A 26,264-nucleotide genomic window follows, 5' to 3' on the forward strand; every position below is an offset into this window, starting at 1 on the left:
ACCTCCGAGACGCGGAACTTCAGCGGGGTGCGTCGTCTTTGCATGACCCGGTACGACGCGTCTCGTCGGGAACAGTCAACGATAGCAAAGGCCTGACCTGCGCCTTTGCGCGCTCTTCAGGTGGGGGCGCTCAAGGCGCGGGGCCCCAGGCGCCAGTTCTACAGATACAGCCCGGTGGAGTCCTCGGAGCCCTGGAAACGGTCCGCCGCGACCGCGTGCAGATCGCGCTCCCGCATCAGTACGTACGCCACGCCCCGCACCTCGACCTCGGCGCGGTCCTCGGGGTCGTACAGCACCCGGTCGCCCGGCTCCACTGTGCGCACGTTCTGCCCGACCGCGACCACCTCGGCCCAGGCCAGACGCCTGCCGACCGCCGCTGTCGCCGGGATGACGATGCCGCCGCTGGAACGCCGCTCACCCTCCGGGATGTCGGTCCGCACCAGCACGCGGTCGTGCAGCATCCGGATGGGCAGCTTGTCGTGGTGGGTGTTGTCGCTCACGCCTCGAACCTACCTGCCCGGGAGCCTTCCGCACGCCCGAGGGTCACAGCCGCCGCCTTCTCGCCGACACGGCGAGCAGGCCCACGAGCCCCACGGCCACCAGCGCCACCGGAACCAGCCGCTCCAGCCGGGGCGCGCCCTTTTCCGTCACGAACTGCGCCCTGATGTCGGACACCGTGCGGTTCACCACGACGAAGGCACGCCCCGCGGTCTGGTCCACGGTCGAGGCGACCCGGGCCTTCGCATCACCGATGACCGTCTTCGGATGCATGCGCACCCCGATCTCGTCGAGCGTCTCGGCAAGCTGGTCGCGCCTGCGGACGATGTCCGCCTCGATCTGCGCAGGGGTCCTGGCATCCGACACCGCGCTGCCTCCGTGGTCGTGTCCGGTAGTCCTTCCTCGACAGTCTGTCAGCTCGGCCGTTCCCGTACCCCATGGGACCCCTATTACGCTCGACCGCGTACACCTCACGTCCCCCCGAGGAGAACCATGAGCGAGCGACTCCAGCCCGGCGACACGGCCCCGGCCTTCACCCTGCCCGACGCGGACGGCAACGAGGTCTCGCTCGCCGACCACAAAGGCCGGAAGGTGATCGTCTACTTCTACCCGGCGGCGCTGACTCCCGGATGCACCAAGCAGGCCTGCGACTTCACGGACAACCTGGACCTGCTGGCGGGGGCGGGCTACGACGTCATCGGCGTGTCGCCGGACAAGCCGGAGAAGCTGGCGAAGTTCCGCGACAAGGAGAGCCTGAAGGTCACGCTGGTCGGGGACCCGTCCAAGGAGACCCTGGCGGCGTACGGCGCGTTCGGCGAGAAGAAGCTGTACGGCAAGACGGTGACCGGTGTCATCCGCTCGACGGTCGTGGTCGACGAGGAGGGCAAGATCGAGCAGGCGCTGTACAACGTGAAGGCGACGGGCCATGTAGCCAAGATCATCAAGGACCTCGGCATCTGAGGTCTGTTCCCGAAAGGGCCCGAACCGGCAAGCGGCGGGCACGACTCCGGGCATGCGGCGAGTGCGGCACCGGGAACACCTGGCAGGGCAAGCTGCTCGTCCTGGAGATCGACCACATCAACGGCGACCGTCTCGACAACCGGCTGGAAAACCTGCACTTCCTCTGCCCCTCGTGCCACAGCCAGACAAGATCCTTCTCGAACCCTCGGGGCGAGGCACAGTACAGTGGGCGCCGCGGGTCCGTACCCCAGCTGGCCAAGAGGGCGCCGGTTTAGGTCCGGTGTGTCGTGGGTTCGAGTCCCACCGGGCCCACAGCGAAGGGCGCGGCACCGCATCGGTGCCGCGCCCTTCTGCGTGGGTCAGCCCAGCAGCTCCCGCACCACCGGCACCAGCGCCCTGAACGCCTTCCCCCTATGGCTGATCGCGTTCTTCTCCGCCGGGGTCAGCTCCGCGCAGGTACGCGTGTCGCCCTCCGGCTGCAGGATCGGGTCGTAGCCGAAGCCGCCCGTGCCCGAGGGCGCGTGGCGCAGGGTGCCCAGCAGGCGGCCCTCGACGACGCGTTCGGTGCCGTCCGGGAGGGCCAGGGCCGCCGCGCACGCGAAGTGGGCGCCGCGGTGGGCGTCGTCGATGTCGCCGAGCTGGGCCAGCAGCAGGTTCAGGTTGGCCGTGTCGTCGCCGTGTCGGCCCGCCCACCGGGCGGAGAAGATGCCGGGCGCGCCGCCGAGGACGTCGACGCAGAGTCCGGAGTCGTCGGCGACGGCCGGCAGGCCGGTGGCCCGGGCCAGCGCGTGCGCCTTGAGCAGGGCGTTCTCGGCGAAGGTGACGCCGGTTTCCTTGACGTCGGGGATGTCGGGGTAGGCATCCGCGCCGACGAGGTCGTGGGTGAGGCCCGCGTCGGCGAGGATGGCCTTGAGTTCGGTGATTTTCCCGGCGTTGCGGGTGGCGAGGATCAGACGGGTCATGCCCCGATTATCAGGGTGTGCAGACCTTGCCGATCTCGCTCGCGGCGTCGGTGACGGGCTTGATGTCCGGGGTGGTGTCGCCGTTCTCGATCGCCTTGCGGACGCTGTCGACACCCGTGCCCAGGTCGTCGACGGCCTTGCTCAGGTCGGCGTTGTCGGTCTTGTCGCCGAGGTTCTTCAGTTCCTTGTCGATGTCGTCGAGAGCCTGCCTGGCCTGTGTCGGGTCGTCCCCGGCACTGGAGACGGCCTGCTGGAGCTTGTCGACGCTGGTGGCTATGGCGTCGGCGGTCTCGACGCAGTCGAGTGCCTTGTCGATGGCGCTGCAGCCGACGGTGATCGGGACGATCAGAGCGGCGGTGGCGAGCGTGAGGGCTATGCGGCGGCGCGCAGACATGGAACTGGCCTCCTGTATACGGACGGGCGCACGGTTCGGCCCGTGCGCCCGTGACTGTATCGACGCCCAGTGGCGCGTTCTTGGTTGCCTCTTTACCCGAGCGGCTCGGTAGCGCCGAGCGCTTCGAGCTGGAGCGCGGCCAGGTCGGCGCAGCCGCCGGTCGCGAGGTCGAGGAGCGCGTTGAGTTCCTTGCGGTCGAAGGGCTCGGCCTCGGCGGTGCCCTGGACCTCGACGAAGCGGCCGTCGCCGGTGCAGACGACGTTCATGTCGGTCTCTGCGCGCACGTCCTCCTCGTAGCAGAGGTCGAGGAGCGGAGTGCCGTCGACGATGCCGACGCTGACGGCGGCGACGGTCCCGGTGAGCGGCTTGCGGCCGGCCTTGACGATTTTCTTGGCCTGGGCCCAGGCGACGGCGTCGGCGAGTGCGACGTATGCGCCGGTGACGGCGGCGGTGCGGGTGCCGCCGTCGGCCTGGAGGACGTCGCAGTCCAGGACGATGGTGTTCTCGCCGAGCGCCTTGTAGTCGATGACGGCGCGCAGCGAGCGGCCGATGAGGCGGCTGATCTCGTGCGTACGGCCGCCGATCTTGCCGCGTACGGATTCGCGGTCGCCGCGGGTGTTGGTGGAGCGCGGCAGCATCGAGTACTCGGCGGTGACCCAGCCTTCGCCGCTGCCCTTGCGCCAGCGCGGGACGCCTTCGGTGACCGAGGCGGTGCAGAAGACCTTCGTGTCGCCGAAGGAGATGAGGACGGAGCCCTCGGCGTGCTTGCTCCATCCGCGTTCGATGGTGACCGGGCGGAGCTGTTCGGGGGTGCGGCCGTCGATTCGAGACATGCCGTCGAGCCTAGCTGCTGTCGCGCGGGCCCCGTTCCGCGTGTACGAGGGCCCCGTTCCGGCCGGAGCGGGGCCCTTCTCGTACGGCTGCGTACGGCTTCGTACAGTGGCTCAGCGGCTCACATCATGTCCTCGATGTCGGCGGCGATCGGGTCGGCGTCGGTGCCGATGACGACCTGGATCGCGTTGCCCATCTTGACGACACCGTGGGCTCCGGCGGCCTTGAGGGCGGCCTCGTCGACCTTGGCCGGGTCCACGACTTCGGTGCGGAGGCGGGTGATGCAGCCCTCGATCTCTTCGATGTTGTCGATCCCGCCGAGCCCGGCGACGATCTTCTCAGCCTTGCTGGCCATGTCTTCTCCCTGCGTTCAAGAGCGCGTTCGCTGGGCGCTCAGCGCTGCCTCGGCCCACCATCGGCCCGCTTTGTCACGGTAACGCACGGTTGGCCCATCTTCACGGGCGAGTAACCATCTCGTACCGAATGATGACGATCACGGGAACACTGTCCCGCGACCGGACCCCGGGACCGTACCGCAACTGGTCTACACCAGTCTGCAACACCTGCCAAACCAGGCATCTTCCGGGAGGACGCCGATGAGTTCGGACAGCGCTGCCGCACCACAGCACAAGTGGTGGACCGGCGCGTTCCAGGGGCTCCAGAAGATGGGCCGCAGCCTGCAGTTGCCCATCGCCGTCCTCCCCGCGGCCGGCATCCTCAACCGGCTCGGCCAGCCCGATGTCTTCGGCGCGGACGGCCTGGGCTGGAACGACGTCGCCAAGGTGATGGCCGGCGCCGGCGGCGCGCTGCTGGACCCCAACATCGGCCTGCCACTGCTGTTCTGCGTCGGCGTCGCGATCGGCATGGCCAAGAAGGCGGACGGCTCCACAGCGCTCGCGGCCGTCGCGGGCTTCCTCGTCTACTACGGCGTCTTGCACCAGTTCCCCAAGGACTGCGAGGGCACGGCGAAGGCAGTGACCGTCGGCTGCCAGTCGGAAGACGGCATGGTCGTGGCGTACGCGTACCAGAACCCGGGCGTCTTCGGCGGCATCATCATGGGCCTGCTGGCCGCCTACTTCTGGCAGCGCTACCACCGCACCAAGCTCGTGGACTGGCTCGGCTTCTTCAACGGCCGCCGACTCGTCCCGATCATCATGTCGTTCGTCGCGATCGTCTTCGCAGCCCTGTGCCTGTTCGTCTGGCCGCCGGTCGGCGACGCGCTGGAGAGCTTCAGCGACTGGCTGTCGGGCCTGGACGCGTGGGGTGCGGGCATCTTCGGTGTCGCGAACCGGGCGCTGCTCGTCGTCGGCCTGCACCAGTTCCTGAACGTGCCCATCTGGTTCCAGTTCGGCAGCTACACCAAGCCGGACGGCACGGTCGTGCACGGCGACATCAGCATGTTCCTGGCGGGCGACCCGAACGCGGGCCAGTTCACCACCGGCTTCTTCCCGATCATGATGTTCGCTCTCCCGGCGGCGGCGCTGGCGATCACGCACTGCGCCAAGCCGCACCGCCGCAAGGAGATCGGCGGTCTGATGCTGTCGCTCGCACTGACGTCCTTCGTCACCGGCATCACCGAGCCGATCGAGTACTCGTTCCTCTTCGTCGCGCCGCTGCTGTACGTGATCCACGCGCTGCTCACCGGTGTCTCGATGGCGCTGAGCTGGGGCCTCGGAGCCAAGGACGGCTTCAGCTTCTCGGCCGGTCTGATCGACTACGTCATCAACTGGGGCCTGGCGACCAAGCCCTGGCTGCTCATTCCGATCGGCCTGGGCTTCGCGGTGGTGTACTACGCGATCTTCCGGTTCGCGATCACCAAGTTCAATATCCCGACGCCGGGGCGTGAACCGGAGGAAGTCGAGGGCGAACTGGACCGGGACGTCATCAAGTAGGACAGCGCTTCCTGCGCCCTGCGGCCCTCGGCGTAATGCCTCATAAGGCCCCATGGACCTGTGGTCCGGGGGCCTTATGTCGTGCATTTCGCCCTATGGTCCAGCCCACAGAAATCGAAGGTTCCTTATCCCGCCCTCACCGTGCTAAAACTGGTCTACACCACTGAGTGGTGTAGACCACGCGGCGTTTCGCCGCGTTCCCCTTGAGATGCCGCCCTCCCCCGTGTATGCCGCGGCGCCTTGCCCACTGGAGGAAGTTGATGAGTACGGCTACCGCTACGGCGGCGTCGCCCACCAAGAAGTGGGGTTCGGGTCTGTTCCAGGGCCTGCAGAAGGTCGGCCGGAGCCTGCAGCTGCCGATCGCCGTCCTGCCGGCGGCAGGCATCCTGCTGCGTCTGGGCCAGGACGACGTGTTCGGCAAGGACGGCCTGGGCTGGAACAAGGTCGCCGCGGTCTTCGCCACGGCCGGTGACGCCGTCTTCGCCAACCTGCCCCTGCTGTTCTGTATCGGCATCGCGATCGGCTTCGCCAAGAAGGCCGACGGCTCCACCGCGCTCGCCGCGCTCGTCGGATTCCTGGTGTACAAGAACGTCCTCACGGCGTTCCCCATCGCAGAGGCCAAGGTCCAGGCCGGCGCCGACATACCCGCGACCTACAACGACCCGAAGGTCTTCGGCGGCATCATCATGGGCCTGCTCGCCGCCGTCATCTGGCAGCGGTACCACCGCAAGAAGCTCGTCGACTGGCTCGGCTTCTTCAACGGCCGCCGCCTCGTGCCGATCATCATGGCCTTCGTCGGCACGGCCATGGGCGTACTGTTCGGCCTCATCTGGGAGCCCGTCGGCAACGTCATCACCGACTTCGGCGAGTGGATGACCGGCCTCGGCGCTGTCGGCGCGGGCATCTTCGGCGTCATCAACCGGGCGCTGCTGCCCATCGGTATGCACCAGTTCGTGAACACCGTGGCCTGGCAGGAGATCGGCTCCTTCAAGGACTCCGCGGGCCAGATGTGGCACGGCGACCTGCCGCGCTTCTTCCACGGCGACCCCACGGCCGGTCAGTTCATGTCGGGCTTCTTCCCGATCATGATGTTCGCCCTCCCGGCCGCCGCGCTCGCCATCGCGCACACCGCTCGCCCCGAGCGCCGCAAGGCCGTGATGGGCATGATGATGTCGCTGGCGCTGACGTCGTTCGTCACCGGCATCACCGAGCCGATCGAGTTCGCGTTCCTCTTCGTCGCGCCGCTGCTGTACGCCATCCACGCCGTACTGACCGCCGTGTCCATGGCTGTGACCTGGGCGCTCGGCGTGCATCACGGCTTCAGCTTCTCGGCCGGCGCGATCGACTACTTCCTGAACTGGGGACTCGCGACCAAGCCATGGATGATCATTCCGATCGGCCTGGCGTTCGCGGCGATCTACTACACGGTCTTCCGCTTCGCGATCGTCAGGTTCAACCTCACCACCCCGGGCCGTGAGCCCGAGGAAGAGGTCGAGGACCTGACGAAGGCGTAGTCAGCCCTCCGCTGAGGACCGAAGCCCCTGCCTTTCCGTACGGAAGGGCAGGGGCTTCGGCTTTCTTCTTTCTTCCGGTCAGACCTCGTAGACCGCACCCGCGACGGCCAGTTCGGCAGGGCCGCCGTAGACCATGCGGGCGTCCGCCAGATTCTGCTGCGCGTCCGTCCACGGCGGGATGTGAGTGAGCACGAGCCGGCCGACGTTCGCGCGCTGGGCATGGGCGCCGGCCTCGCGGCCGTTGAGGTGGAGGTCGGGGACGTCCTCCTTGCCGTGCGTGAAGGACGCCTCGCAGAGGAACAGATCGGTGTCGTCGGCGAGTTCGTGCAGGGTCTCGCTGACGCCGGTGTCGCCGGAGTACGTCAGCGACTTGCCGGCGTGCTCCAGGCGGATGCCGTACGCCTCGACGGGGTGTCTCACCCTCTCCGTGCGCACGGAGAACGGGCCGATGTGGAAGCTGCCGGCCTTGAGCGTGTGGAAGTCGAAGACCTCGCTCATGGAGGTGGCGGAGGGGGTGTCCGCGTACGCAGTGGTCAGGCGCTGCTCGGTGCCTTCCGGGCCGTAGACCGGGAGGGCGTCGCAGCGACCGCCATCGTGTCGGTAGTAGCGGGCCACGAAATACCCGCACATATCGATGCAGTGATCCGCATGAAGGTGACTGAGGAAGATCGCATCGAGGTCGTAGAGACCGATGTGGCGCTGCAGCTCGCCGAGGGCGCCGTTGCCCATGTCGAGAAGCAGCCGGAAGCCGTCGGCCTCTACGAGGTAGCTCGAGCAGGCCGATTCCGCGGACGGAAACGACCCCGAGCAGCCGACGACGGTGAGCTTCATGGAGCTTGAACCTCCGTTGACGGGGAGGGCTGGGAGAGGGTCGTGCGGTCTGTCGAGCGTAAGGCGCGAAACGGCTGGTCGCTCCTCGGTGGCGGGCCGTTGTGGGGGAACTCACCTGCTCTGTCACCGGTTCGGACGGAGCGCGCGCGTGTGGCGGCGCGCCGGTACCGTCTGGGGTATGGACACGTCGTGGTGGCTCGCAGTGCTCGCCGTGGTGGTGATCGCGCTGGTCGCCACGGTGGTGGACGGGCGCGGGCGGATAGCGTCCCGCCGCCCGGGCGGCCGCGCCCGCCCGCCGGGCCGACCGCCGGGGCCCCGGCGCGGCCCGAAGCGGCGCCCGCGACCGGGCGAGATCTGGTGGGCGGAGGTCCCGTACGAGGACGGCCCCGGGTCGAAGGACAGGCCGTGCCTGGTGCTGTCGGTACGGGGCGGGACGGCGCAGGTCGCGAAGATCACGAGCAAGTACCACGACGAGAGTCCGGGCGTGATCTCACTGCCGCCGGGGACGGTGGGGGACGCGCGGGGGCGGCCGAGCTTTCTGGAGACGGACGAGCTGCGGAATGTAGGGGTGTGGGAATTTCGCCGAAGGGTGGGAGTGGTGGACCCGACGGTGTGGGACCAGGTACGGCACCTGACGCCGTGACCTGGTGGGTAAGCGGGCCTCGCCCGTACGCGGCCCCACCGACCCGGGGATACGTGAGTCTCGCCCCACAGACCCCGGGCTGCGTCGCGGCTCGCGGCCCCACCGACCGGGGGACTCAGGGCTGGCGCGCTCACTGGCCCAAAGGGGACATAGGTCCCACACCCCAATGACCTGGGTACGTCAGCCTCGCGGATACGTGGGCTCGCGCGCCCCTCTGCCCGGGGGATACGCGACTCTCGCCCCGCAGACCCCGGGGCTACGTCGCGGCTCGCGGTCCCGCCGACCGGGGGGACGCGGGGGCTCGCGCCCCCGCTCCCCCGCGGCGTCGCGTCGGCTGGGCCTACGCCCAGAGCTGGCCCTGCAGCGCTTCGATCGCCGCCTCCGTCGTCGGGGCCGTGTAGACGCCCGTCGACAGGTACTTCCAGCCGCCGTCCGCGACCACGAAGACGATGTCCGCCTGTTCGCCCGCCTTCATCGCCTTCTTGCCGACTCCGATCGCCGCGTGCAGCGCCGCCCCCGTCGAGACGCCCGCGAAGATGCCCTCCTGCTGGAGGAGTTCGCGGGTGCGGGTGACCGCGTCCGCCGAGCCCACCGAGAAGCGGGTCGTCAGGACCGACGCGTCGTACAGCTCGGGGACGAAGCCCTCGTCCAGGTTCCTGAGGCCGTAGACCAGGTCGTCGTAGCGCGGCTCCGCGGCGACGATGCGGATGCCCGGGACGTGTTCGCGCAGGTAGCGGCCCACTCCCATCAGCGTGCCTGTGGTGCCCAGGCCCGCCACGAAGTGGGTGACGGAGGGGAGGTCCGCCAAGATCTCCGGGCCCGTCGTGGCGTAGTGCGCGCCCGCGTTGTCCGGGTTGCCGTACTGGTAGAGCATCACCCAGGAAGGGTTCTCTGCCGACAGCTCCTTGGCGACCCGTACCGCCGTGTTGGAGCCGCCCGCCGCGGGCGACGGGATGATCTCCGCGCCCCACATCGCCAGCAGCTGACGGCGCTCCTCGCTCGTGTTCTCCGGCATCACGCACACGATCCGGTAGCCCTTGAGCTTGGCCGCCATCGCCAGCGAGATACCGGTGTTGCCTGACGTCGGCTCCAGGATCGTGCAGCCCGGAGTCAGGCGGCCGTCCTTCTCCGCCTGTTCGATCATGTGGAGCGCCGGGCGGTCCTTGATCGAGCCGGTCGGGTTGCGGTCCTCCAGCTTCGCCCAGATGCGGACCTCGTCCGACGGGGACAGCCGCGGAAGGCGGACCAGCGGGGTGTTGCCGACCGCCGCGAGCGGGGAGTCGTAACGCATCAGACCATGCCGCCGGCGACGGCCGGGAGGATCGTGACGCTGTCGCCGTCGGCGAGCTTGGTGGAGATGCCGTCCAGGAAGCGGACGTCCTCGTCGTTCAGATAGACGTTCACGAAGCGGCGCAGCTGGTCGCCGTCGACGATGCGCTCCTGGATGCCGTTGTGGCGGGACTCGAGGTCGGCGAAGAGCTCGGCGAGAGTGTCCCCGCTGCCCTCGACGGCCTTGGCGCCGCCGGTGTAGGGGCGGAGGATGGTCGGGATGCGGACCTCGATGGCCATGACGTGGGCTCCTGTTTTCGGGAGGGTGGCGGGGGTGGCACAAGGGGCGCGCGGCTCTGGCCCCCGCGCGAGGGGGTGGTGCGGTGCAGTGCGCTCGGGCCGTGCGGCCGTGGTTGGCAACCGGCCGGAACGGTCAGGACGCAGCGCGGGTCGTACACATCGCGCTGGCGAGACGGCACAGGTCGACGTGCAGCCGCGCCACGAGCAGCGGGGCGCTCGGCGTCTTGTCGCTCACGTCATGGGAAACCATGCGGTCATCGTAACGATTCCCGGTCCGGGTTCCGGAATGTGATCTCGCATGATGGACGAACTCTGCTCAGCATGCGGTCACAGGAGGTGCCGGGGTGAGGCGGCCGCGCTCAGTACGCCTCTACGACCTTGACCTCTTCCTCGGTGATCTCGCCCTCCACGATGCGGAAGGAGCGGAACTGGAAGGGGCCCGCGCCATCGGCGTCGGCCGTGGAGACCAGGACATAGTGGGCGCCCGGCTCATTGGCGTACGAAATGTCCGTACGGGACGGGTACGCCTCGGTCGCCGTGTGCGAGTGGTAGATGATCACCGGCTCTTCTTCGCGGTCGTCCAGCTCCCGGTAGAGCTTCAGCAGGTCCCCCGAGTCGAACTCGTAGAACGTGGGCGATCGGGCGGCGTTCAGCATCGGGATGAAGCGCTCGGGGCGGCCACTGCCCTCGGGGCCCGCGACCACGCCACAGGCCTCGTCGGGGTGGTCGGCGCGGGCGTGCGCCACGATCTGGTCGAACAGGGCCTGGGTAAGGGTCAGCATGAGCGACAGGATAAGCAGAAGGGCCGGCCCGTACCGATGAGTGGTACGGACCGGCCCGAATGACGGACGTCGGCGCTGGGGTCAGCGCAGCGGCCGGCGCCTGGGTCCACCCTGCGTCGAGCGCTTGGCGAAGGCCGCGCCCTCGGGGTTGCGCTTCTTCAGGACCAGGTACGTCACGGCGAGGAGCAGGCCCCACAGCGGCGCGCAGTACAGCGAGATCCGCGCGTCCTTGTCGATGCCCATCATCACGATGACCATGCCGATGAAGAGCAGCGCGAACCAGCTGGTGTACGGGGCCCCGGGCGCCTTGAAGGTGGACTGCGGCAGCCGGCCGCGGTCTGCCTGGGCCCGGTAGCGGATCTGGCAGACCAGGATCATGATCCAGGCCCACATGCCGGAGATGGTCGCGAACGAGACGACGTAGTTGAACGCCTCGCCCGGAGCCTTGTAGTTGATCCAGACGCCGACCAGCATCAGCGCGGCGGAGAAGGTCGTGCCCATCAGCGGCAGGCCGTTCTTCGTCAGCTTGGTGAAGGCCTTCGGGCCCTGCCCGTTGAGCGCCAGGTCACGCAGCATGCGGCCGGTGGAGTACATACCGGAGTTGCAGGAGGAGAGCGCGGCCGTCAGCACGACGAAGTTGACGATCGCGGCGCCGATGCCGAGGCCCATCTTCTCGAAGGCGGCGACGAACGGCGAGATGCCCGGCTGGAAGTGGGTCCAGGGCACCACCGACAGGATCATGATCAGCGCGCCCACGTAGAAGACGGCGATACGCCACGGCACGGTGTTGATGGCCTTGGGGAGGGTCTTCTCCGGGTCCTTGGACTCGCCGGCGGTGACGCCGACCAGTTCGACCGCGAGGAAGGCGAACATCACGAGCTGAAGGGTCATCAGCGTGCCGCCGATGCCCTTGGGGAAGAAGCCGCCGTCGGACCACAGGTGCGTGACGGACGCGGTGTCACCGGCGTCGGAGAAGCCGATCGTGAGTACACCGGCGCAGATCAGGATCATGCCGATGATGGCCGTCACCTTGACCATCGAGAACCAGAACTCCAGCTCGCCGAAGAGCTTCACGGAGATGAGGTTCGCGCCGTAGAGGATGACCGTGAAGACCAGCGCGGAGAGCCATTGCGGAATGTCCCACCAGTACGTCATGTACGTGGCGGCCGCGGTGACTTCGGTGATGCCGGTGACGACCCAGAAGAGCCAGTACGTCCATCCGGTGACGAAGCCCGCGAAGGGACCGACGAACTCACGCGCGTACTCGGAGAAGGACCCCGAGACCGGGCGGTACATGAGCAGCTCGCCCAGCGCCCGCATGATGAAGAAGATGACCAGGCCCGCGATGGCGTAGGCCAGGATGAGGCTGGGGCCGGCCTTGGAGATGCCCTTGCCCGCGCCGAGGAAGAGGCCGGTGCCGATGGCCCCGCCAATCGCGATCATCTGGATCTGACGAGCACCCAGTCCGCGCTGGTAGCCCTCGTCTCCGCCTGCCGCGGACCCCGCGGCCTCATTGCCGTCGTGCTTGTCGACCTGCAGTGAGGTCATGGTGATGCGCCCTTTCTCCATGCTGGCCCGCGCGCCGCGTCTGCCGCGCGACTGCGGACCAGGTCCTGATCCCCCCGGAAGTGGATGGAGTGCTACCGGCGGTCAGCCGGCCCAAGCGCCCCCGGGGACATGGGTGGCGTCCCGCAGGCGGTCGTGAAGATTTATCACGCCTGCAACATTGATTCACCCAGGGAAACGTGCCGCACGCCACACGAAGAAGGGGACAAACGTCCCTCGGCAACGCAATCCAAGGCGCTGTGGTGACGGGATCGTTATCCGGATTTGAGTGTCCGTTGAGCGAACGCCCGATGGCGCCCACATGGACATCTCAGGACATCAGGAGTCAGGAGCCGCGGAGTCAGGACATCAGCGTCTCGACGAGCGTCTCCTGGAGCGCGCCGAGCCAGAGATAGGCCATCACCATCGGCTTGCGCGGGTCGGAGTCGGGCAGCCGGTACAGCTCGCCGTTCTCGTCCTCGTCGCCGACCTCCAGACGGGTGCCGATGGTCAGCCGCAGGTCGTTGAGCGCGCCGAGCCAGTGCAGACAGTCGTCGGCGGTCAGCTTCAGGACGGCGCCGCCCTCGCCGGCCGAGGCCAGCGAGTCGAGGGTGCGGACGACCGCGAGCGCGTCGTCGCGCTTGCGGGAGCGCAGGTCCTTCTCGGTGAAGCGCCTGAACTCCGAAGACGCGGCGAGCAGTTCCTCGTCCTCTATGTCGGCGCCGGGACCTGCGTACGCCTCCGGGAAGAGGCGGGCCAGCGCCGGGTCGGTCGGCGGCTCACTCGGCCCCTCGGCGAACAGCGCGGCCAGCGGGTCCTCGCCCTCCACCGGCTCGTCGCCGGGCCCGATCAGCTCAAGCAGCTGTACGGCCAGCGAGCGCAGGATGGAGATCTCGACCTCGTCGAGCGCGACGGCGGCGCCGCCGCCGGGAATCGACTCGAAGTGCCCGGCCATCAGAAGCGGTCCTGGGACAGCGTCGCCCACAGGCCGTAACCGTGCATCGCCTGCACGTCACGCTCCATCTCCTCGCGGCTGCCGCTGGAGACGACGGCGCGTCCCTTGTGATGGACATCGAGCATCAGCTTGTGCGCCTTGTCCTTGGAGTAGCCGAAATAGGCCTGGAAGACATAGGTGACGTAGCTCATCAGGTTGACCGGATCGTTGTGGACGAGCGTCACCCACGGCACGTCGGGCTCGGGCACGGCGAAGGTCTCTTCCGCCGACTCAGGGCGTTCGATCTCTGTGGGAGCAACACTCACCTGGTCCATGCTGCCACCCAAGAGGGCTCATCGCACAAACGACCCGCACATCTCGTCACTCTGACGAGATGTGCGGTAGCATCCGGCGTATGAACCCTGCGGACCTTGGGCTGCCGGTGGACGTTCCGTCGACGGCGCTCTTCACCGACCAGTACGAGCTCACGATGCTCCAGGCGGCACTGAAGTCCGGAACCGCCGATCGCCGATCCGTCTTCGAGGTCTTCACCCGCAGGCTCCCCGAGGGCCGGCGGTACGGCGTCGTGGCGGGCACCGGCCGGGTGCTCGACGCCGTCGAGAACTTCCGCTTCGACGCGGGCGTGCTGGACTTTCTCAAAGAGCGGAAGATCGTCGACGAGCCGACCCTGCGGTGGCTCGCCTCGTACCGCTTCGGCGGAGACATCTGGGGCTATCCGGAGGGCGAGGTCTACTTCCCGGGCTCGCCGATCATGCGGGTCGAGGGCACCTTCGCCGAGTGCGTGCTGCTGGAGACCGTCGTCCTGTCGATCCTCAACCACGACTCGGCGATCGCGGCCGCGGCCTCCCGGATGTCGACGGCGGCGGGCGGGCGGCGGCTGATCGAGATGGGCGCACGGCGTACGCACGAGCTCTCCGCGGTCGCGTCGGCCCGCGCGGCGTACGTCGGCGGCTTCAATTCCACCTCCGATCTGGCGGCGGGCTTCCGCTACGCCATTCCGACGGTGGGCACCAGCGCACACGCCTTCACCCTGCTGCACGACAGCGAGCGCGACGCCTTCCAGGCGCAGGTCGACTCGCTCGGGCGGGGCACGACGCTGCTGGTGGACACCTACGACGTGGCCGAGGCCGTCCGTACGGCGGTGGACATCGCCGGTCCCGAGCTCGGAGCCGTACGCATCGACTCCGGGGACCTGCTGCTGGTCGCCCACCGTGTGCGGCAGCAGCTGGACGAGCTCGGCGCGACCGGCACCAAGATCGTGGTCACCTCGGACCTGGACGAGTACGCCATCGCCTCACTGGCCGCGGCGCCGGTGGACGCGTACGGCGTGGGAACACAGCTGGTCACCGGTAGCGGGCACCCCACCTGCTCGATGGTCTACAAGCTGGTCGCCAGGTCCGGGTCCGCCGACCCCAAGGCTCCGCTGCTGCCGGTCGCGAAGAAGTCGCTGGGCGGCAAGACCTCCATCGGCGGCCGCAAATGGGCCGCGCGCCGGCTGGACGCGGACGGGGTCGCCGAGGCGGAGGTGATCTGCGTCGACGCGGTGCCGCCGGACCTCGTGGACCGGCAGCTGCTGGTGGAGCTGGTCAAGGGCGGCGAGGTCGTCGCCCGCGAGCCGCTGGACGCGGTGCGCGAGCGGCACATCGCCGCGCGGGCGGGGCTGCCGATGTCGGCGATGCAGCTGTCCAGGGGCGAGCCGGTCCTGCCCACCGAGTACGCGTGACGAAGTACGTACGACGGAGTCCGCGTGAACGCCGCCTGAAGCCCTCTCCCGCAAGGCGTCCGGAGTCTCTAGGCTCAATACATCCGCTCGCCGCCCGCAGGTCTCCCCGCCGCCCCCCATCGAAGGACACCCGCCATGCACCGCGCCTTGATCGTCGTGGACGTTCAGAACGACTTCTGCGAGGGCGGCAGCCTCGCGGTGGCGGGGGGTGCCGAAGTCGCAGCCGCCATCACGGACCTGGTGGGCCAGGCCCAGCCGGGCTACCGCCATGTCGTCGCCACCCGCGACCACCACATAGAGCCGGGCGACCACTTCTCGGAGCACCCGGACTACGTCAGGTCGTGGCCGCCGCACTGCGTCGCCGGCACGGAGGGCGTGGGCTTCCACCCGAACTTCGCTCCGGCGGTCGCGTCGGGCGCGATCGACGCGGTCTTCGAAAAGGGCGCGTACGCGGCTGCGTACAGCGGCTTCGAGGGCACGGACGAGAACGGCACGACGCTGGCGGCGTGGCTGCGGGCGCGTGAGGTCTCCGAGGTCGACGTGGTCGGCATCGCGACGGACCACTGCGTACGGGCGACGGCGCTGGACGCGGCGCGGGCGGGCTTCACGACGCATGTGCTGCTCGACCTGACGGCGGGCGTCGCGCAGGAGACGACGCAGAAGGCGCTGGCGGAGCTGCGGGCGGCGGGCGTGGAGCTGTCCGGCAAGCCGGTGGTGTGACTGCCGGGGCTGAATTCCAGCCTCGCCGCCCTGCGGGCGTGGGGGTCCCCCCACGCCCGCAGGGCGTAGGGGGTGGGGGCACCTCCCATGCCCGAAGGGCTATGGGGGAGGTCCGGGGCGGAGCCCCGGTTCACGCCAAGCGCGCCGGGCTCAGCAGCGCCCCTATCGGGTGCCAGAGCTCCTCGCGGACCTCCGGCGTCGCACGCCACAGCAGGCCGTCCGGATGGTGCAGCACCGCCGTGATCTCGTCCGGGGTCGGCGGTTCCGCGTTGCCCCGCAGATACACCGCCCGCAGACCCAGATTCCGCAGCCGCGTCAGCGCCCTGGCGCGGTTCGCGGCGAGGACCAGAAAGCGGACCTGGCTGCCGTCGCCCACCGGGCTCGGCAGGCTGAGCGCGACCACCACGTTGCCGTTCGGCAACTTGCAAAAACCTCCGCCGGGCATGCGGAACCACTCCCCCGTGAGATGGCATGTCAATAAGGACCTGGCAAGACGCACCTAAACACGATCGGCCGCCGCCCGCTAGAGGGCGACGGCCGATCATGCTCTGACCTGCTAAAACGCGAATTACTTGGTCGACGGGCCGACCTTGACCGTGATCGTTTGGCCGTTCAGCGGCTCGCTCACGATCGAGATCTTGGTGTTGGTGTCAGTTACCTGGACACCCGCCGTCGGGTTCTCGGCGAACCAGTACACACCCTTGCGGTCGTCGAAGACCGGGTTGCCCGCCTGCGGCTTGATCCGGAGCCCGACGTCGGCCTTGTGCAGCGTGAAGCCGTCGGTCCGCCACCGGCTGAAGGTCGAGTCGAACGCCTGGATCTTGTTCCGCAGCAGCGTGCCGTCCGCCCACTTCATGGCCTTCGGGTGCGCGTCCACCGGCAGGACCAGGCCACGGCCCGGGTGCTGGCTGGTGTTGTTGTCCTTCTGCGAGGTGTCCCAGAGCCAGATCAGCAGGCCGTTCTGGTACGGGTAGTGCTCGACCCAGGAGTCCTTCGGCGCCTTGAAGCCGAAGTTGTACGGGCCGACCTTCAGCGTCTTGTCGTACGAGACGTACTGACGGTTCTCGGCCAGGTAGTACTGCTCGTACTCCTTGGTGAAGGACTCACCGATGCGCGAGAAGCCCTTCGAGGTCCAGCCCGCGTCGTCGCCCTCGGCGTTGTCGGTGAACAGCGCCTTGCCGTCCGCGACCACGCTCAGCGCGTCCGCCGCGAAGCCCTTGCCGCCCGCGCCGCCGTCCGTTTGGTAGCGGAAGCGGACGTCGACCTTCTTGCCGGCGTACGCGTCCAGCGAGTACGCCAGCTTCTTGTACGCGTTCGACGCACCGGTCAGCGCCGGCTTGTCGCCCGCGTCGCGGCTGATCGGCTTGCCGTCCGCCGTGCCGTCCACCGGCGTCCAGTTGGCGCCGCCGTCCGTCGACACCTCGGCGTACAGGTAGTCGTAGCCCGCCTCGATGTCCCACCAGCCAGAAAGCTCGAGGGAGGCCTTGGACTTGCCGGTGAGGTCGACCGGGCGGGACAGGGTGTTCTTGAGGTCGTCACCCATGTCGCTCCACCACTGCTTGGAGCCCTCGGAGGGCTTCACGACAGTCGTGGTGACCGGCTTCTTCGGCAGCTCGACGACGAGCGCCTGCGGGTTCTTGGTGTTGTACGCCGCCACACCCAGCTTGTGCGTGGACTTCGTCCCCGCCTTGCCCTTGGTGTAGTTGAGCCAGCCCAGCTGCAGCTTGTCCCAGGCGTTCATGTCGCCCGGCAGGTCGCCGATGGAGTCCTTGCCGGTGCCGAGCCAGGAGCCGGCCGACATCAGGCTCCAGAAGCCGGTCGAGTTCTCGCCCTTGCCCGAGGTGTCGTAGTGGTCGGGCAGACCGAGGTCGTGACCGTACTCGTGGGCGAAGACACCGAGGCCGCCGTTCTCGGGCTGCATGGTGTAGTCACCGACCCAGATGCCGGTGGAGCCGATCTGGGTGCCGCCGGCCTTGTTGTTCGCCGGGCCGGTCCTGCCCGCGTCGGTGCCGTACGCGTACCAGCGGTGCGCCCACAGGGCGTTGGTGCCCTCGGCGCCGCCGCCCGCCGACTCGTCCTCGCCCGCGTGGACGATCTGGAAGTGGTCGATGTAGCCGTCGGTCTCGTTGAAGTTGCCGTCGTTGTCGAAGTCGTAGCGGTCCCACTGGTCGTACTTGGCCAGGTCCGCCTTGATCTGCGCGTCGGTACGGCCCTTGGCCTTCTGGTCGGCGGCCCAGGAGGTGACACCGTCCTTGACCGTGTCCCAGACGTTGGCGCAGTTGCTGTCGCCGCAGTAGTTGGAGCCGTAGCGGGCCTCGTTGTAGTCGACCTTGACCCAGTCGGAGACCTCGCCGTCGACCGAGTAACGGCCCGAGGAGGTCTTCTCGTAGTAGGTCTTCAGGGAGTGCTTCGGCTGACCGGTCTTGTCCTTGCCGGTGCCGAAGTACAGGTCCTGGAAGTGCTTCTGGTTGTAATCCGCCTGCCAGGCCGTGGAGTTGTCGTTCTTACGGTCCGGCTGGGCGATCTTGTTGTGCAGCGGGCCCGGCGTGCCCCCGTACTTCTTGACCGGTGCCTCTGGGCCCTCCGGGCCGTCCGGGTCGAACATGGTGGTGTCGTCGACCTTGTCGCCGAACTCCACCAGGATCGTGAAGATCTTGTCCGTCTTCTCCCGGCCGAGCTCGACGTACTTCTTCTCGCCGAGCTTCACGACATTGGACGCGCCGCGCTTCTGCACGGTCGCGTCGCCGGCTATGACCTGCTCCAGCGCAGCCTCGCGCTGCTGCTCCTGCTGCTTGCTGAACGGGCCCTCGAGATCGTGCTCGACATGGCCCTTCTGCGGCGCCGGGTCATGGCGCTCGATGCCTGTCGATGCCGACGACGGCTGGTTGTCGGCCTGCGCGCTACTGAACGCCGAGGCCGACGCGGTGCTCGCGGCCAGGGCCACGAGCATCGCGGACGCTCTGATCGTCCGTCGCTTGGTGGTCACTTGATGCTGTCCTCCCCCGCGGTCCGTCGCAACGGACCGGATGTGGGGTCGTCCGCGCGCGGTGTCGCGTCACAAGTGACGACATTCGACCGGAGTTGCCGGAGAAAAGACAGACCTTGACTTGAGCAGACCAACTGCACTATGCGCGAGCCAAGTTCCGGTATCCGGACGACGAACAATCGAACAACGGGCGCACCGGATTAGGCAGTTGGCCGAACGAATGACTCCGTGCGCCCCCCGTGCACCGGCACCGTGGGTTAGGTCACGCTTACCGCCCGTTCCTCCAGGGCATCCACCGTCGTAGAGTCATTTGTCAGTGCGACCGCGTTGAGAGAGACACCCCCCGACCATGTCCCGAGGACGGATTCCGTCATGCCGCGTCCGACTGCCGCACAGCTCGCCTACGGTTCGGCCACTGTGGTCTTCTCGACCCTCGCCCTGCTGCTGCTCACCCGTACCGCCAACGGCATCGCTGTCGCCGCCATAGGCGTCGCGTCGATGGCGCTCGGCCTGGTGGTCGCCGTCGCCCTGCCGATGGGCAGGACCGCACGGGGACCGAGGACGACGAAGGCGGCGGGCACGGTCCGTACGAACCATGCCGCCGCCTCCGGTGTTTCCACCCCTGCCGCCTCGGCCGCCTCCGCCGACGGTCTCACCACCCGGGTGTCCGCATCGCGCGCGCACGCGGGCGCAGAGACCAGGGTCGGCGAGCCCTCACTGCGGCGCTGACACCACGACCGTCTTGCCCGCCTTGTCGTGCAGACCCTGTTTGTACGGCTTGTCGGCCAGGATCGTCGCGATGATGATGAGCCACCAGAGGCAGAAGCAGCAGACCAGCGCGGGCACCCAGAGGACGATCGCTCGCATCAGCGAGGAGCTGACGTCCGGCACGCTGCCGTCGTTGAGCATGGCGACCCGGATCTTCATCAGGCGCTTGCCGACGGTCTGACCGTGCCCCTTGGCGGTCATCACGGTGTCATAGCCGACGTACGCGACCAGGGAGACCAGCGACCAGATCCACTGCCTTCCGGTGTTCACCTGGTTGGTGAAGTCGTCCCAGCTGTCGCCGTCGTCCGTCCCGACGTCCCAGCCTCCGAAGGCCAGAGAGATCAGGAAGAGCGGCACGAAGACGATCAGCACGTCGATCACGCGGGCCAGGAACCGCCTGCCGAAGTCCGCGAGCGGCGGCATCCCGGACAGCGGGTCCGCGCCGCCGTACGCCCCTCCGTAGGCGTTCGGACCGCCCGGCGGCGGCTGGCCGCCACCGCCGTCGTACGGACCGGAGCCACCCGGTGGAGGCCCGTACGGGCCTCCGGGCGGCGGCGGTCCCCCCGGGGGCCGGGGCTCCTGAGGACCGCCCGCCGACGGCGGCGTGGGTTCCTGGGGCTTCTTGAAGAAGGGGTCGTCCTCGGGCGGCTGGCCGGGCGGCGGATGGTTGTTGCTCATGGGGGCAGTGCACCGCGCCCCGATGGCCCCCGCAACGGCTCGCACGCCGTTCGGGGGAACGCGGTCAGCCGGTCGCGAATCAGCCGGTCACGAAGGTGTGCGCCGCCTTGTCGTGCCAGCACTGCCGCCACGGGCGGTCGAACAGGCACCACAGCACATTGAGCACCCCGAGTGCGATCACGCCGAGCACGCTGTAGACGAGCCAGCGGCGCAGCGCGGCCCCGAAGGACGGGGGCTGGTGGGACTCGATGTCCCAGACCGTGAGCCCGCAGAGCTTCTTGCCGAGAGTGCGGCCCCACTTCGCCGTCGGCAGCGCCTCGTACAGCACACCGAGGACCAGCAGCGCGCCGAGGATGATGCCGAGATGGCCCACGGTGGTGGAGTCGACCAGCCAGACGGTGACCGTCTCGCCCGACTGCTTCGCCGCCTCGATCTTCTCGTCGACATGGGCGCGCGCCTGGGACAGGACGGGTACGGCGACGGCGCCCACCAGCGCTCCGAGCAGCAGGGCGTCGATCAGCCGGGCGGCGAGCCGCTTGCCGAGCGAGGCGGGACGGGCCGCCGCCTGAGCCTGGGCGGCCTGCAGGAACGGGTCGCTGACCGGCGGCTTCCAGGGCACGACGGGCTGCTCGGCCTCTGCGGCGTCCGCGGATCCGGGCTGGGCGAGCCGATGGACCTGCTGCGCCCAGGAGGCGGAGCCGCCGCCGGGGCCGTTGGTGACGGGCGCCTGGGACTGCGCGGGCACCTGCGGCTGGGGCTGCGGCTGGACGGGCGCCTGCGGCTGGGGCTGCGGCTGGACGGGCGCCTGCGGCTGCGGGCGGCGCTGGGCCGGGGCCTGCGGCTGGGGCTGAGCGGGCGCGGCCGGGGCCGCGGGCGTGGTGGGCGCCGCGGATGCGCCCGGTGTCATGGACCGGACGGAGAACGGTCCATCGGCCTGCCCGGCGGGCGCTCCGCCACCGGCGCGCAGCGCGCGGATGGAGACCGTCCCGTCGGCGGGCGGCTGCGGCTGGGGGTGGCGGGCGGACGGGTCGTCGGCGGGCGCGGCCGCCGCGGGGTCCGCCGTGCCCGAACTCCCGGCGGCCGGACCGCCCTTGCTCGGGCGCAGGGCGCGGATCGAGACCGTGCCGTCCGTGGTGGGCTCGCCCCCGGCGGCCGGGCCCAGCGAACGTACGCCCGGCAGGGCGCCGCCCGTCGGGTCCGCGGGCGCGCCCGACGAGGCGGGCAGACGCGGGTCGGCGGACGCGCCGGCCCGGTCAGGCGTGCGCGGGTCCTGGCCGCCGCCCCACGCGACGCGGTTGTCGCGTTCGCCGCCGAATCCGCTCTGGCGCGCGGCGTCGGCCTGCCAGGCGGTGGCCGGCTCCGGGCGTGACGGTTCGTCGTTCGGCTCCTCGTCGAAGAAGACCGGACCGGTCTCCTCCATCGCGGCCGGGGCCTGGCGTTGGGCCGCAGGCACGTCGGCCCCGGCTGCCGCCGGGCCGGGCGCGGCAGGCATCGCCTCGTCCGTCCCGGGCGCGGGCCGGCTTGTGCCGGGCACCCAGGCCGCACCGTTCCAGTACCTGACATATCCAGGAATGGATGGATCCGGGTAGTAGCCGGGCGTGGGGCTGCCGTCGCCGGTGGCCGGGGTGGGGGCGCTCATCACCGTGGTCCTGTATCTCCTTGAGAGCCTCAATTCAAGGCACCACATCTATCAGACGCTCGCGCATCCCCGGGCCGGTCCTGCCCTAACGACCACTTTCCAGTCACCGCGACATCACAGAAAGTTGTTGCAGAAAGGCGCGTCATAGCCGCGCAGGAGCGCGCTCCCTCCCTGCAAGGCACGCTCACAAGGCCTCGTAGCGGAAGGAAGGGCACCGTCATGCACACCGTGGTGGAACGCGAGCTGGATCTCCAACTGGTGCTGTCGCCCGATCTCGGCATCCCCGTCCCGGCCCGGCTGACCTACCGCACGGACGACCCGTACGCCGTGCACATCACCTTTCACATCGGCTCCGACAACCCCGTCAAGTGGGCCTTCGCCCGCGAGTTGCTGGTCGAGGGGGTCTTCAGGCCGTCCGGCTACGGAGACGTCCGGATCCGGCCGGCCAAGGTCGAGGACCGGGACGACGCCGACGCCGACGCCGACAGCGTGGTGCTCATCGCCCTGAGCTCCCCCGACGGCGACGCACTGCTCGAAGCACCCCCCGCCGTGGTCTCCGGCTGGCTGGAGAGGACCCTGCGGGCGGTTCCCCAGGGCTCCGAGTCCGAGCACATCGACATCGACGACGGCCTCGCCAAGCTGCTCGCCCCCACCGCGGCCGACGATCTGTGGCTGCGCAACGCCTGGCCTTCGGACGAGTCGTCGCAGAGCGACGGCTAGTCGCGGTCAGTCGGTGACGTACGTATGCGTGATGAATTCGATGGAGTGGCCGTCGGGGTCGTCGATGTACACCCCGCGGCCGCCGAAGAGGTAGTTGATCTGCTGCGGCTTGTCGTGTCCGGGGTCGGCCCAGTACGGCAGTTCACGCTCGGTGATCCGGCCGAAGATCTCGTCGAACTCGTCCTCCGAGACCAGAAAGGCCAGATGCTGGGAGGTTATGGGGCCTCGTTCATCGAGATAGTCGAGAGTGACGCCGCCCTCCAGCGGCAGGCTGGCGAACGGGCCGAAAGGCTTGGGCTCCGGCTCCGCGATCAGCTCGGCGAGAAAGCGGGCGCCGGCGAACCGGTCGCGGCTGTGGACGATGGTGTGGTCAAGGCGTGCGGGCACGGCTCCTCCTCTGTGGTGTGAGGCGGTTTGACCTCTCTCTTCACGCTATGCGGAGAGCGGCGTCCGGACCATCGGGCATGGGTCGTAGGGCTGCGGACTCAGAAGAGCTTGCCCGGATTGAGGATGCCGAGCGGGTCGAAGGTCTGCTTGATGCCGCGCTGCATCTCCACGCCTACCGGGCCGAGTTCGCGCGCCAGCCACTCCTTCTTCAGTACACCGACGCCGTGTTCGCCCGTGATGGTGCCGCCGAGCTCCAGGCCGAGAGCCATGATCTCGTCGAAGGACTCGCGGGCGCGCCGGGATTCGTCCGCGTCGGTGTGGTCGAAGCAGACGACGGGGTGGGTGTTGCCGTCGCCCGCGTGCGCGCAGACGCCGATGGTGAGGTCGTACTTCTCGGCGATGACGGCCGTGCCCTCGATCATCGCGCCGAGCTTCGAGCGCGGCACGCAGACATCGTCGATCATCGTGGCCGATTTGACGGTCTCCAGGGCGGTGAGGGACAACCTCCGTGCCTGAAGGAGGAGTTCGGACTCGGCGACGGTGTCGGCCGGGACGACCTCGGTGGCGCCCGCCGCGCCGCACAACGCGCCGACGGCGGCCAGATCGGCGGCGGGGTCCGGGGTGTCGAAGGCGGCGAGGAGGAGTGCCTCCGTGGAGTCGGGCAGGCCCATGTTCGCCATGGCGTTGACGGCGTGCACGGTCGTCCGGTCCATGAGCTCGAGCAGCGAGGGGGTGTGGCCGCGCTCCATGATCGCGCAGACGGCCTCGCAGGCGGCGGCAGCGGAGTCGAACTCGGCCGCGAGCACGAGCTGGGCGGGGGGCTGCGGGCGGAGCGCGAGGACGGCCTTGACAACGATGCCGAGGCTGCCTTCTGAGCCGACGAAGAGGCGGGTGAGGTCGTAGCCGGCGACGCCCTTGGCGGTGCGGCGGCCGGTGGTCATCAGGCGGCCGTCGGCGAGGACGACGTCCAGTCCCAGCACGTACTCCGCGGTCACTCCGTACTTGACGCAGCACAGGCCGCCGGACGCGGTGCCGATGTTGCCCCCGATGGTGCACGTCTCCCAGCTGGAGGGGTCCGGCGGGTAGTACAGGCCGTGTTCGTTGACCGCGCGGGACAGCACGGCGTTGACCACACCCGGCTCGACGACGGCGATCCGGTCGACCGGGCTGATCTCCAGGATCCGGTCCATCTTGGTCAGGGACAGCACGATGCAGCCCTCGGAGGCGTTGGCGCCGCCGGACAGGCCGGTGCGGGCGCCCTGCGGCACGACCGGGACGCGCAGCGCGGTCGCGGTGCGCATGACGTGCTGGACCTGCTCGACGGTGCGTGGCAGGACGACGACTGCCGGGGTGCCCGCAGCGCAGAAGCTCGCCATGTCGTTGGCGTACGAGACCGTGACGTCCCGGTCGGTGATCAGGGCTTCGGCAGGCAGCCCGGCGCGCAGCCGCGCGAGAAGATCGTCCATGGTGCAAGCCTCGCACCGGGGGGCCATCGGTGTGAACCCGTCCGCCTTCAGCCTCGCGGGGCGGGGTGTGTTCTTCGTATTGACTGTGCGCTGGCGCACAGTGAGCGCCATGAAGAGCGAACACGTGAAGAACGCCGCGATCAGCACGCTGGTCGGGGCGACGCTGGTTGTCGGGGTGATCACGCTCGCGCCCGGGTGGGGCAACGAGGGGCCGCGGCCCACGCCGGGTGCGGCCGGGCGCGCGATGGCGGCGGTGGGGGCGGGGGCGCCTGCCAGTCTGCTGGATCTGAAGGCGCTCATCGAGGACCGCGAGCGGTGGGTACGGGCCCACCCGCGGGACGAGGAGTCGTGGGCGGTGCTGGGGTCGGCGTACGTGGAGCGGGGCTCCCGGGTGGCGGACACGGCGTACTACCCGAAGGCGGAGGAAGCGCTGCAGCGCTCGCTGGACGTGCTGCCGGGCGATGAGGGCAACGCCGACGCGCTGGTGGGGCTCGCGGCACTGGCCAACGCCCGGCACGACTTCACCAAGGCGCGCAGACTGGGCGAGCGCGCGGTGGAGCAGAAGCCGAAGCGGTGGACGGCGTATCAGGTGCTGATCGACGCCTACAGCGGGCTCGGCGACTACAAGGCCGTGGGCAAGGCGATGGACAAGCTCACGAAACTGCACCCGGGCGGGCAGACGCTCGGCCGGATGGCCCAGGTCTACCGCGACCGCGGCTGGCGCGAGGACGCGGCGGCGAAGGCGTACGACGCTGTGGGCAGCGCCGAGGCGCCCGCGGAGAAGGCGGCCGCGCTGCACCGTCTGGGCGACCTGGCGTGGGATCGGGGCGAGCCCGAGGAGGCGATCGAGGAGTACGACAGGGCGCTGAAGCTGGCGCCGGACCACCATCCGTCACTGGCGTCACGAGGGCGTGCGCTGGCGGCGCTGGGCCGTACGGATGAGGCCTTCCACGACTACCAGTCGGCGCTCGACCATGCCGAGCTGCCCGAATACGCCCTGGAGGCGGGCGAGTTGTACTCGTCGCTGGAGCTGAACGGGGATGCGGCCTCCCAGTACGAGAAGCTGCGCAAGAGGTCGGAGCGGGCGGGGATCGACGGGGTGAACGAGGAGCTCGTGCTCGGCCTCTTCGAGGCGGACCACGGCGATCCACAGTCGGCGGTGCAACGCATGCAGGCCGAGTGGGACCGAGGGCACCGGAGCATGTACGTGGAGGACGCGCTGGGCTGGGCGCTGTACCGCGCCGGCAGGGCGACGGAGGCGCTGACCTACGCGAAGTCGGCGACGGAACAGGGGCTGCGGAGCCCGCTCTTCGCGTACCACCGCGGCGAGATCGAACGCGCGCTTGGCCTGTCCGGCCCGGCCCGGCGCCACCTCGGCGAGGCGCTGCGGATCAACCCGTACTTCTCGCCCCTGCTGGCCCCGGCGGCGGAGGAGGCGCTGGAGGAGCTGGGGGAGCCGCCGCCGGGCGGGCCGAACGACGTGCTGGGCTACGACCCCGAAGAGATGGAGGCGGAGGCAGAGGCCGAGCCGGACTCGGGTTCGGGGTCGGACTCCGCTTCGGACTCGGCTTCGGACTCGGCATCGGCATCGGGTGAAAGTGCGACCCCGGCGGACGAGGAGGCGTCGCCGCCCTCGGAAGGCAGGCCGTCGGACGCGGCTTCGGAGAACGAGGAGGCTTCGCCCTCGTCGGACCGGAGCAGCTCGGACGCCGCCCAGGAGACGCAGCCGTCGCCGGAGCAGAGCGCGGAGGCGGCAGAGCCTTCGGCGAGCCCGACGCCGTCGCAGCGGAGCGAGTGAGGG

General features: G+C 69.3%; 30 protein-coding genes, 1 tRNA gene and 1 riboswitch. Of the genes, 11 read left to right on the forward strand and 20 right to left on the reverse strand.

The window, feature by feature from the left end:
- Window positions 1-26: 26 nt before the first annotated feature.
- A riboswitch (guanidine-III (ykkC-III) riboswitch) is annotated at window positions 27-86 on the reverse strand.
- A gap of 72 nt (window positions 87-158) precedes the next feature.
- Window positions 159-500, reverse strand: coding sequence for a co-chaperone GroES (locus tag ACFYWY_RS15385; RefSeq protein WP_307663164.1), 342 nt, complete (start codon window positions 498-500; stop codon window positions 159-161).
- A gap of 43 nt (window positions 501-543) precedes the next feature.
- Window positions 544-864, reverse strand: a complete 321-nt coding sequence (locus ACFYWY_RS15390) for a DUF3618 domain-containing protein (RefSeq protein WP_389185509.1) — start codon at window positions 862-864, stop codon at window positions 544-546.
- Window positions 865-990: 126 nt separating this feature from the next.
- On the opposite strand from ACFYWY_RS15390, the gene bcp reads away from it, so the two are divergent.
- From bcp to ACFYWY_RS15405, 3 genes are all read left to right on the forward strand, one after another.
- Window positions 991-1,458, forward strand: a complete 468-nt coding sequence (gene bcp / locus ACFYWY_RS15395; protein ID WP_389185512.1) for a thioredoxin-dependent thiol peroxidase — start codon at window positions 991-993, stop codon at window positions 1,456-1,458.
- Window positions 1,459-1,565: 107 nt separating this feature from the next.
- Window positions 1,566-1,733: an HNH endonuclease gene (locus ACFYWY_RS15400; RefSeq protein ID WP_389185778.1), complete on the forward strand. Its 168-nt coding sequence runs from the start codon at window positions 1,566-1,568 to the stop codon at window positions 1,731-1,733.
- A tRNA-Leu gene (locus tag ACFYWY_RS15405) sits at window positions 1,695-1,770 on the forward strand. The genes ACFYWY_RS15400 and ACFYWY_RS15405 overlap by 39 nt, the downstream gene beginning before the upstream one ends.
- Window positions 1,771-1,817: 47 nt before the next feature.
- On the opposite strand, the gene rdgB is transcribed toward ACFYWY_RS15405, so the two are convergent.
- From rdgB to ACFYWY_RS15425, 4 genes are all read right to left on the reverse strand, one after another.
- Entirely contained in the window at window positions 1,818-2,420 is a 603-nt protein-coding gene (rdgB, locus tag ACFYWY_RS15410) for an RdgB/HAM1 family non-canonical purine NTP pyrophosphatase (protein WP_389185515.1), read from the reverse strand.
- 10 nt (window positions 2,421-2,430) lie between these two features.
- The gene (locus ACFYWY_RS15415) at window positions 2,431-2,814 is read right to left on the reverse strand and encodes a hypothetical protein (RefSeq protein ID WP_389185518.1); all 384 of its coding nucleotides are present in this window, start codon (window positions 2,812-2,814) and stop codon (window positions 2,431-2,433) included.
- A gap of 92 nt (window positions 2,815-2,906) precedes the next feature.
- Window positions 2,907-3,647, reverse strand: coding sequence for a ribonuclease PH (gene rph, locus ACFYWY_RS15420; protein WP_389185521.1), 741 nt, complete (start codon window positions 3,645-3,647; stop codon window positions 2,907-2,909).
- Between the two features lie 119 nt (window positions 3,648-3,766).
- Window positions 3,767-4,000, reverse strand: coding sequence for a PTS glucose/sucrose transporter subunit IIB (locus ACFYWY_RS15425; protein WP_307663158.1), 234 nt, complete (start codon window positions 3,998-4,000; stop codon window positions 3,767-3,769).
- A gap of 241 nt (window positions 4,001-4,241) precedes the next feature.
- On the opposite strand from ACFYWY_RS15425, the gene ACFYWY_RS15430 reads away from it, so the two are divergent.
- A complete protein-coding gene (locus ACFYWY_RS15430) occupies window positions 4,242-5,537 on the forward strand; it encodes a PTS transporter subunit EIIC (protein WP_389185525.1) in 1,296 nt (431 codons plus the stop codon).
- A gap of 260 nt (window positions 5,538-5,797) precedes the next feature.
- Window positions 5,798-7,051, forward strand: coding sequence for a PTS transporter subunit EIIC (locus tag ACFYWY_RS15435; protein ID WP_389185528.1), 1,254 nt, complete (start codon window positions 5,798-5,800; stop codon window positions 7,049-7,051).
- Window positions 7,052-7,129: 78 nt separating this feature from the next.
- Here the strand turns inward: ACFYWY_RS15435 and ACFYWY_RS15440 are convergent, their stop codons facing one another.
- Complete coding sequence (locus ACFYWY_RS15440) at window positions 7,130-7,882, reverse strand: MBL fold metallo-hydrolase (RefSeq protein ID WP_389185531.1); 753 nt, start codon at window positions 7,880-7,882, stop codon at window positions 7,130-7,132.
- 178 nt (window positions 7,883-8,060) lie between these two features.
- Here ACFYWY_RS15440 and ACFYWY_RS15445 point away from each other — a divergent pair, with 178 nt between their 5' ends.
- Window positions 8,061-8,525: a type II toxin-antitoxin system PemK/MazF family toxin gene (locus ACFYWY_RS15445; RefSeq protein WP_389185534.1), complete on the forward strand. Its 465-nt coding sequence runs from the start codon at window positions 8,061-8,063 to the stop codon at window positions 8,523-8,525.
- 340 nt (window positions 8,526-8,865) lie between these two features.
- On the opposite strand, the gene ACFYWY_RS15450 is transcribed toward ACFYWY_RS15445, so the two are convergent.
- The 7 genes from ACFYWY_RS15450 to clpS all read right to left on the reverse strand — a co-directional run bounded on the left by ACFYWY_RS15450 (window position 8,866) and on the right by clpS (window position 13,690).
- Window positions 8,866-9,816, reverse strand: a complete 951-nt coding sequence (locus ACFYWY_RS15450; protein WP_389185536.1) for a PLP-dependent cysteine synthase family protein — start codon at window positions 9,814-9,816, stop codon at window positions 8,866-8,868.
- Window positions 9,816-10,094, reverse strand: a complete 279-nt coding sequence (locus tag ACFYWY_RS15455) for a MoaD/ThiS family protein (protein ID WP_389185539.1) — start codon at window positions 10,092-10,094, stop codon at window positions 9,816-9,818. The genes ACFYWY_RS15450 and ACFYWY_RS15455 overlap by 1 nt, the downstream gene beginning before the upstream one ends.
- Before the next feature lie 133 nt (window positions 10,095-10,227).
- Window positions 10,228-10,344 (reverse strand): putative leader peptide, encoded by a 117-nt coding sequence (locus tag ACFYWY_RS15460; protein ID WP_389185542.1) that lies wholly within the window; start codon window positions 10,342-10,344, stop codon window positions 10,228-10,230.
- A gap of 109 nt (window positions 10,345-10,453) precedes the next feature.
- A complete protein-coding gene (locus tag ACFYWY_RS15465; RefSeq protein WP_389185545.1) occupies window positions 10,454-10,876 on the reverse strand; it encodes a Mov34/MPN/PAD-1 family protein in 423 nt (140 codons plus the stop codon).
- Window positions 10,877-10,957: 81 nt separating this feature from the next.
- Window positions 10,958-12,424: an amino acid permease gene (locus ACFYWY_RS15470; protein ID WP_389185548.1), complete on the reverse strand. Its 1,467-nt coding sequence runs from the start codon at window positions 12,422-12,424 to the stop codon at window positions 10,958-10,960.
- A 358-nt stretch (window positions 12,425-12,782) separates the two neighbouring features.
- Window positions 12,783-13,376 (reverse strand): DUF2017 domain-containing protein, encoded by a 594-nt coding sequence (locus tag ACFYWY_RS15475; RefSeq protein WP_389185551.1) that lies wholly within the window; start codon window positions 13,374-13,376, stop codon window positions 12,783-12,785.
- Window positions 13,376-13,690 (reverse strand): ATP-dependent Clp protease adapter ClpS, encoded by a 315-nt coding sequence (gene clpS / locus ACFYWY_RS15480; protein WP_389185554.1) that lies wholly within the window; start codon window positions 13,688-13,690, stop codon window positions 13,376-13,378. The genes ACFYWY_RS15475 and clpS overlap by 1 nt, the downstream gene beginning before the upstream one ends.
- An 80-nt stretch (window positions 13,691-13,770) precedes the next feature.
- On the opposite strand from clpS, the gene ACFYWY_RS15485 reads away from it, so the two are divergent.
- On the forward strand, window positions 13,771-15,099 hold the full coding sequence (locus ACFYWY_RS15485) for a nicotinate phosphoribosyltransferase (protein WP_389185557.1): 1,329 nt from the start codon (window positions 13,771-13,773) through the stop codon (window positions 15,097-15,099).
- Window positions 15,100-15,234: 135 nt separating this feature from the next.
- Window positions 15,235-15,819 carry an isochorismatase family protein gene (locus ACFYWY_RS15490; protein ID WP_389185560.1) on the forward strand — a complete coding sequence of 195 codons (585 nt, stop codon included), beginning with the start codon at window positions 15,235-15,237 and terminating at the stop codon, window positions 15,817-15,819.
- 130 nt (window positions 15,820-15,949) lie between these two features.
- Here ACFYWY_RS15490 and ACFYWY_RS15495 read toward each other — a convergent pair whose 3' ends face one another.
- Window positions 15,950-16,264, reverse strand: a complete 315-nt coding sequence (locus ACFYWY_RS15495) for a hypothetical protein (protein WP_389185563.1) — start codon at window positions 16,262-16,264, stop codon at window positions 15,950-15,952.
- Between the two features lie 123 nt (window positions 16,265-16,387).
- Entirely contained in the window at window positions 16,388-18,805 is a 2,418-nt protein-coding gene (locus ACFYWY_RS15500; RefSeq protein ID WP_389185565.1) for an immune inhibitor A domain-containing protein, read from the reverse strand.
- 372 nt (window positions 18,806-19,177) lie between these two features.
- On the opposite strand from ACFYWY_RS15500, the gene ACFYWY_RS15505 reads away from it, so the two are divergent.
- On the forward strand, window positions 19,178-19,534 hold the full coding sequence (locus ACFYWY_RS15505) for a hypothetical protein (RefSeq protein ID WP_389185568.1): 357 nt from the start codon (window positions 19,178-19,180) through the stop codon (window positions 19,532-19,534).
- Here the strand turns inward: ACFYWY_RS15505 and ACFYWY_RS15510 are convergent.
- Together ACFYWY_RS15510 and ACFYWY_RS15515 are read right to left on the reverse strand one after the other, a co-directional pair.
- Window positions 19,520-20,251, reverse strand: coding sequence for an RDD family protein (locus ACFYWY_RS15510; RefSeq protein WP_389185571.1), 732 nt, complete (start codon window positions 20,249-20,251; stop codon window positions 19,520-19,522). The genes ACFYWY_RS15505 and ACFYWY_RS15510 overlap by 15 nt on opposite strands.
- Window positions 20,252-20,330: 79 nt before the next feature.
- Window positions 20,331-21,890, reverse strand: coding sequence for an RDD family protein (locus ACFYWY_RS15515; protein WP_389185574.1), 1,560 nt, complete (start codon window positions 21,888-21,890; stop codon window positions 20,331-20,333).
- 219 nt (window positions 21,891-22,109) lie between these two features.
- Here ACFYWY_RS15515 and ACFYWY_RS15520 point away from each other — a divergent pair, with 219 nt between their 5' ends.
- Window positions 22,110-22,610 carry an SsgA family sporulation/cell division regulator gene (locus ACFYWY_RS15520; RefSeq protein WP_389185577.1) on the forward strand — a complete coding sequence of 167 codons (501 nt, stop codon included), beginning with the start codon at window positions 22,110-22,112 and terminating at the stop codon, window positions 22,608-22,610.
- A 6-nt stretch (window positions 22,611-22,616) separates the two neighbouring features.
- On the opposite strand, the gene ACFYWY_RS15525 is transcribed toward ACFYWY_RS15520, so the two are convergent.
- Both ACFYWY_RS15525 and ACFYWY_RS15530 read right to left on the reverse strand, forming a co-directional pair.
- Entirely contained in the window at window positions 22,617-22,997 is a 381-nt protein-coding gene (locus tag ACFYWY_RS15525; protein WP_389185580.1) for a VOC family protein, read from the reverse strand.
- 98 nt (window positions 22,998-23,095) lie between these two features.
- Complete coding sequence (locus ACFYWY_RS15530; RefSeq protein WP_389185583.1) at window positions 23,096-24,463, reverse strand: FAD-binding oxidoreductase; 1,368 nt, start codon at window positions 24,461-24,463, stop codon at window positions 23,096-23,098.
- Between the two features lie 109 nt (window positions 24,464-24,572).
- On the opposite strand from ACFYWY_RS15530, the gene ACFYWY_RS15535 reads away from it, so the two are divergent.
- Window positions 24,573-26,261 carry a tetratricopeptide repeat protein gene (locus ACFYWY_RS15535; RefSeq protein WP_389185586.1) on the forward strand — a complete coding sequence of 563 codons (1,689 nt, stop codon included), beginning with the start codon at window positions 24,573-24,575 and terminating at the stop codon, window positions 26,259-26,261.
- Window positions 26,262-26,264 lie beyond the last annotated feature (3 nt).

Origin of the sequence: Streptomyces sp. NPDC002870 (genome assembly GCF_042888505.1) — a bacterium.
Classification (GTDB): domain Bacteria; phylum Actinomycetota; class Actinomycetes; order Streptomycetales; family Streptomycetaceae; genus Streptomyces.

Coding starts and splice junctions, on each gene's coding strand:
- ACFYWY_RS15505 (WP_389185568.1), top strand. CDS start 19,178: ATGCCGCGTCCGACTGCCGCACAGCTCGCCTACGGTTCGGCCACTGTG.
- ACFYWY_RS15530 (WP_389185583.1), bottom strand. CDS start 24,463: ATGGACGATCTTCTCGCGCGGCTGCGCGCCGGGCTGCCTGCCGAAGCC.
- rph (WP_389185521.1), bottom strand. CDS start 3,647: ATGTCTCGAATCGACGGCCGCACCCCCGAACAGCTCCGCCCGGTCACC.
- ACFYWY_RS15450 (WP_389185536.1), bottom strand. CDS start 9,816: ATGCGTTACGACTCCCCGCTCGCGGCGGTCGGCAACACCCCGCTGGTC.
- clpS (WP_389185554.1), bottom strand. CDS start 13,690: ATGGACCAGGTGAGTGTTGCTCCCACAGAGATCGAACGCCCTGAGTCG.
- rdgB (WP_389185515.1), bottom strand. CDS start 2,420: ATGACCCGTCTGATCCTCGCCACCCGCAACGCCGGGAAAATCACCGAA.
- bcp (WP_389185512.1), top strand. CDS start 991: ATGAGCGAGCGACTCCAGCCCGGCGACACGGCCCCGGCCTTCACCCTG.
- ACFYWY_RS15440 (WP_389185531.1), bottom strand. CDS start 7,882: ATGAAGCTCACCGTCGTCGGCTGCTCGGGGTCGTTTCCGTCCGCGGAA.
- ACFYWY_RS15490 (WP_389185560.1), top strand. CDS start 15,235: ATGCACCGCGCCTTGATCGTCGTGGACGTTCAGAACGACTTCTGCGAG.
- ACFYWY_RS15455 (WP_389185539.1), bottom strand. CDS start 10,094: ATGGCCATCGAGGTCCGCATCCCGACCATCCTCCGCCCCTACACCGGC.
- ACFYWY_RS15495 (WP_389185563.1), bottom strand. CDS start 16,264: ATGCCCGGCGGAGGTTTTTGCAAGTTGCCGAACGGCAACGTGGTGGTC.
- ACFYWY_RS15535 (WP_389185586.1), top strand. CDS start 24,573: ATGAAGAGCGAACACGTGAAGAACGCCGCGATCAGCACGCTGGTCGGG.
- ACFYWY_RS15460 (WP_389185542.1), bottom strand. CDS start 10,344: ATGGTTTCCCATGACGTGAGCGACAAGACGCCGAGCGCCCCGCTGCTC.
- ACFYWY_RS15435 (WP_389185528.1), top strand. CDS start 5,798: ATGAGTACGGCTACCGCTACGGCGGCGTCGCCCACCAAGAAGTGGGGT.
- ACFYWY_RS15415 (WP_389185518.1), bottom strand. CDS start 2,814: ATGTCTGCGCGCCGCCGCATAGCCCTCACGCTCGCCACCGCCGCTCTG.
- ACFYWY_RS15430 (WP_389185525.1), top strand. CDS start 4,242: ATGAGTTCGGACAGCGCTGCCGCACCACAGCACAAGTGGTGGACCGGC.
- ACFYWY_RS15465 (WP_389185545.1), bottom strand. CDS start 10,876: ATGCTGACCCTTACCCAGGCCCTGTTCGACCAGATCGTGGCGCACGCC.
- ACFYWY_RS15470 (WP_389185548.1), bottom strand. CDS start 12,424: ATGACCTCACTGCAGGTCGACAAGCACGACGGCAATGAGGCCGCGGGG.
- ACFYWY_RS15445 (WP_389185534.1), top strand. CDS start 8,061: ATGGACACGTCGTGGTGGCTCGCAGTGCTCGCCGTGGTGGTGATCGCG.
- ACFYWY_RS15485 (WP_389185557.1), top strand. CDS start 13,771: ATGAACCCTGCGGACCTTGGGCTGCCGGTGGACGTTCCGTCGACGGCG.
- ACFYWY_RS15425 (WP_307663158.1), bottom strand. CDS start 4,000: ATGGCCAGCAAGGCTGAGAAGATCGTCGCCGGGCTCGGCGGGATCGAC.
- ACFYWY_RS15475 (WP_389185551.1), bottom strand. CDS start 13,376: ATGGCCGGGCACTTCGAGTCGATTCCCGGCGGCGGCGCCGCCGTCGCG.
- ACFYWY_RS15515 (WP_389185574.1), bottom strand. CDS start 21,890: ATGAGCGCCCCCACCCCGGCCACCGGCGACGGCAGCCCCACGCCCGGC.
- ACFYWY_RS15520 (WP_389185577.1), top strand. CDS start 22,110: ATGCACACCGTGGTGGAACGCGAGCTGGATCTCCAACTGGTGCTGTCG.
- ACFYWY_RS15510 (WP_389185571.1), bottom strand. CDS start 20,251: ATGAGCAACAACCATCCGCCGCCCGGCCAGCCGCCCGAGGACGACCCC.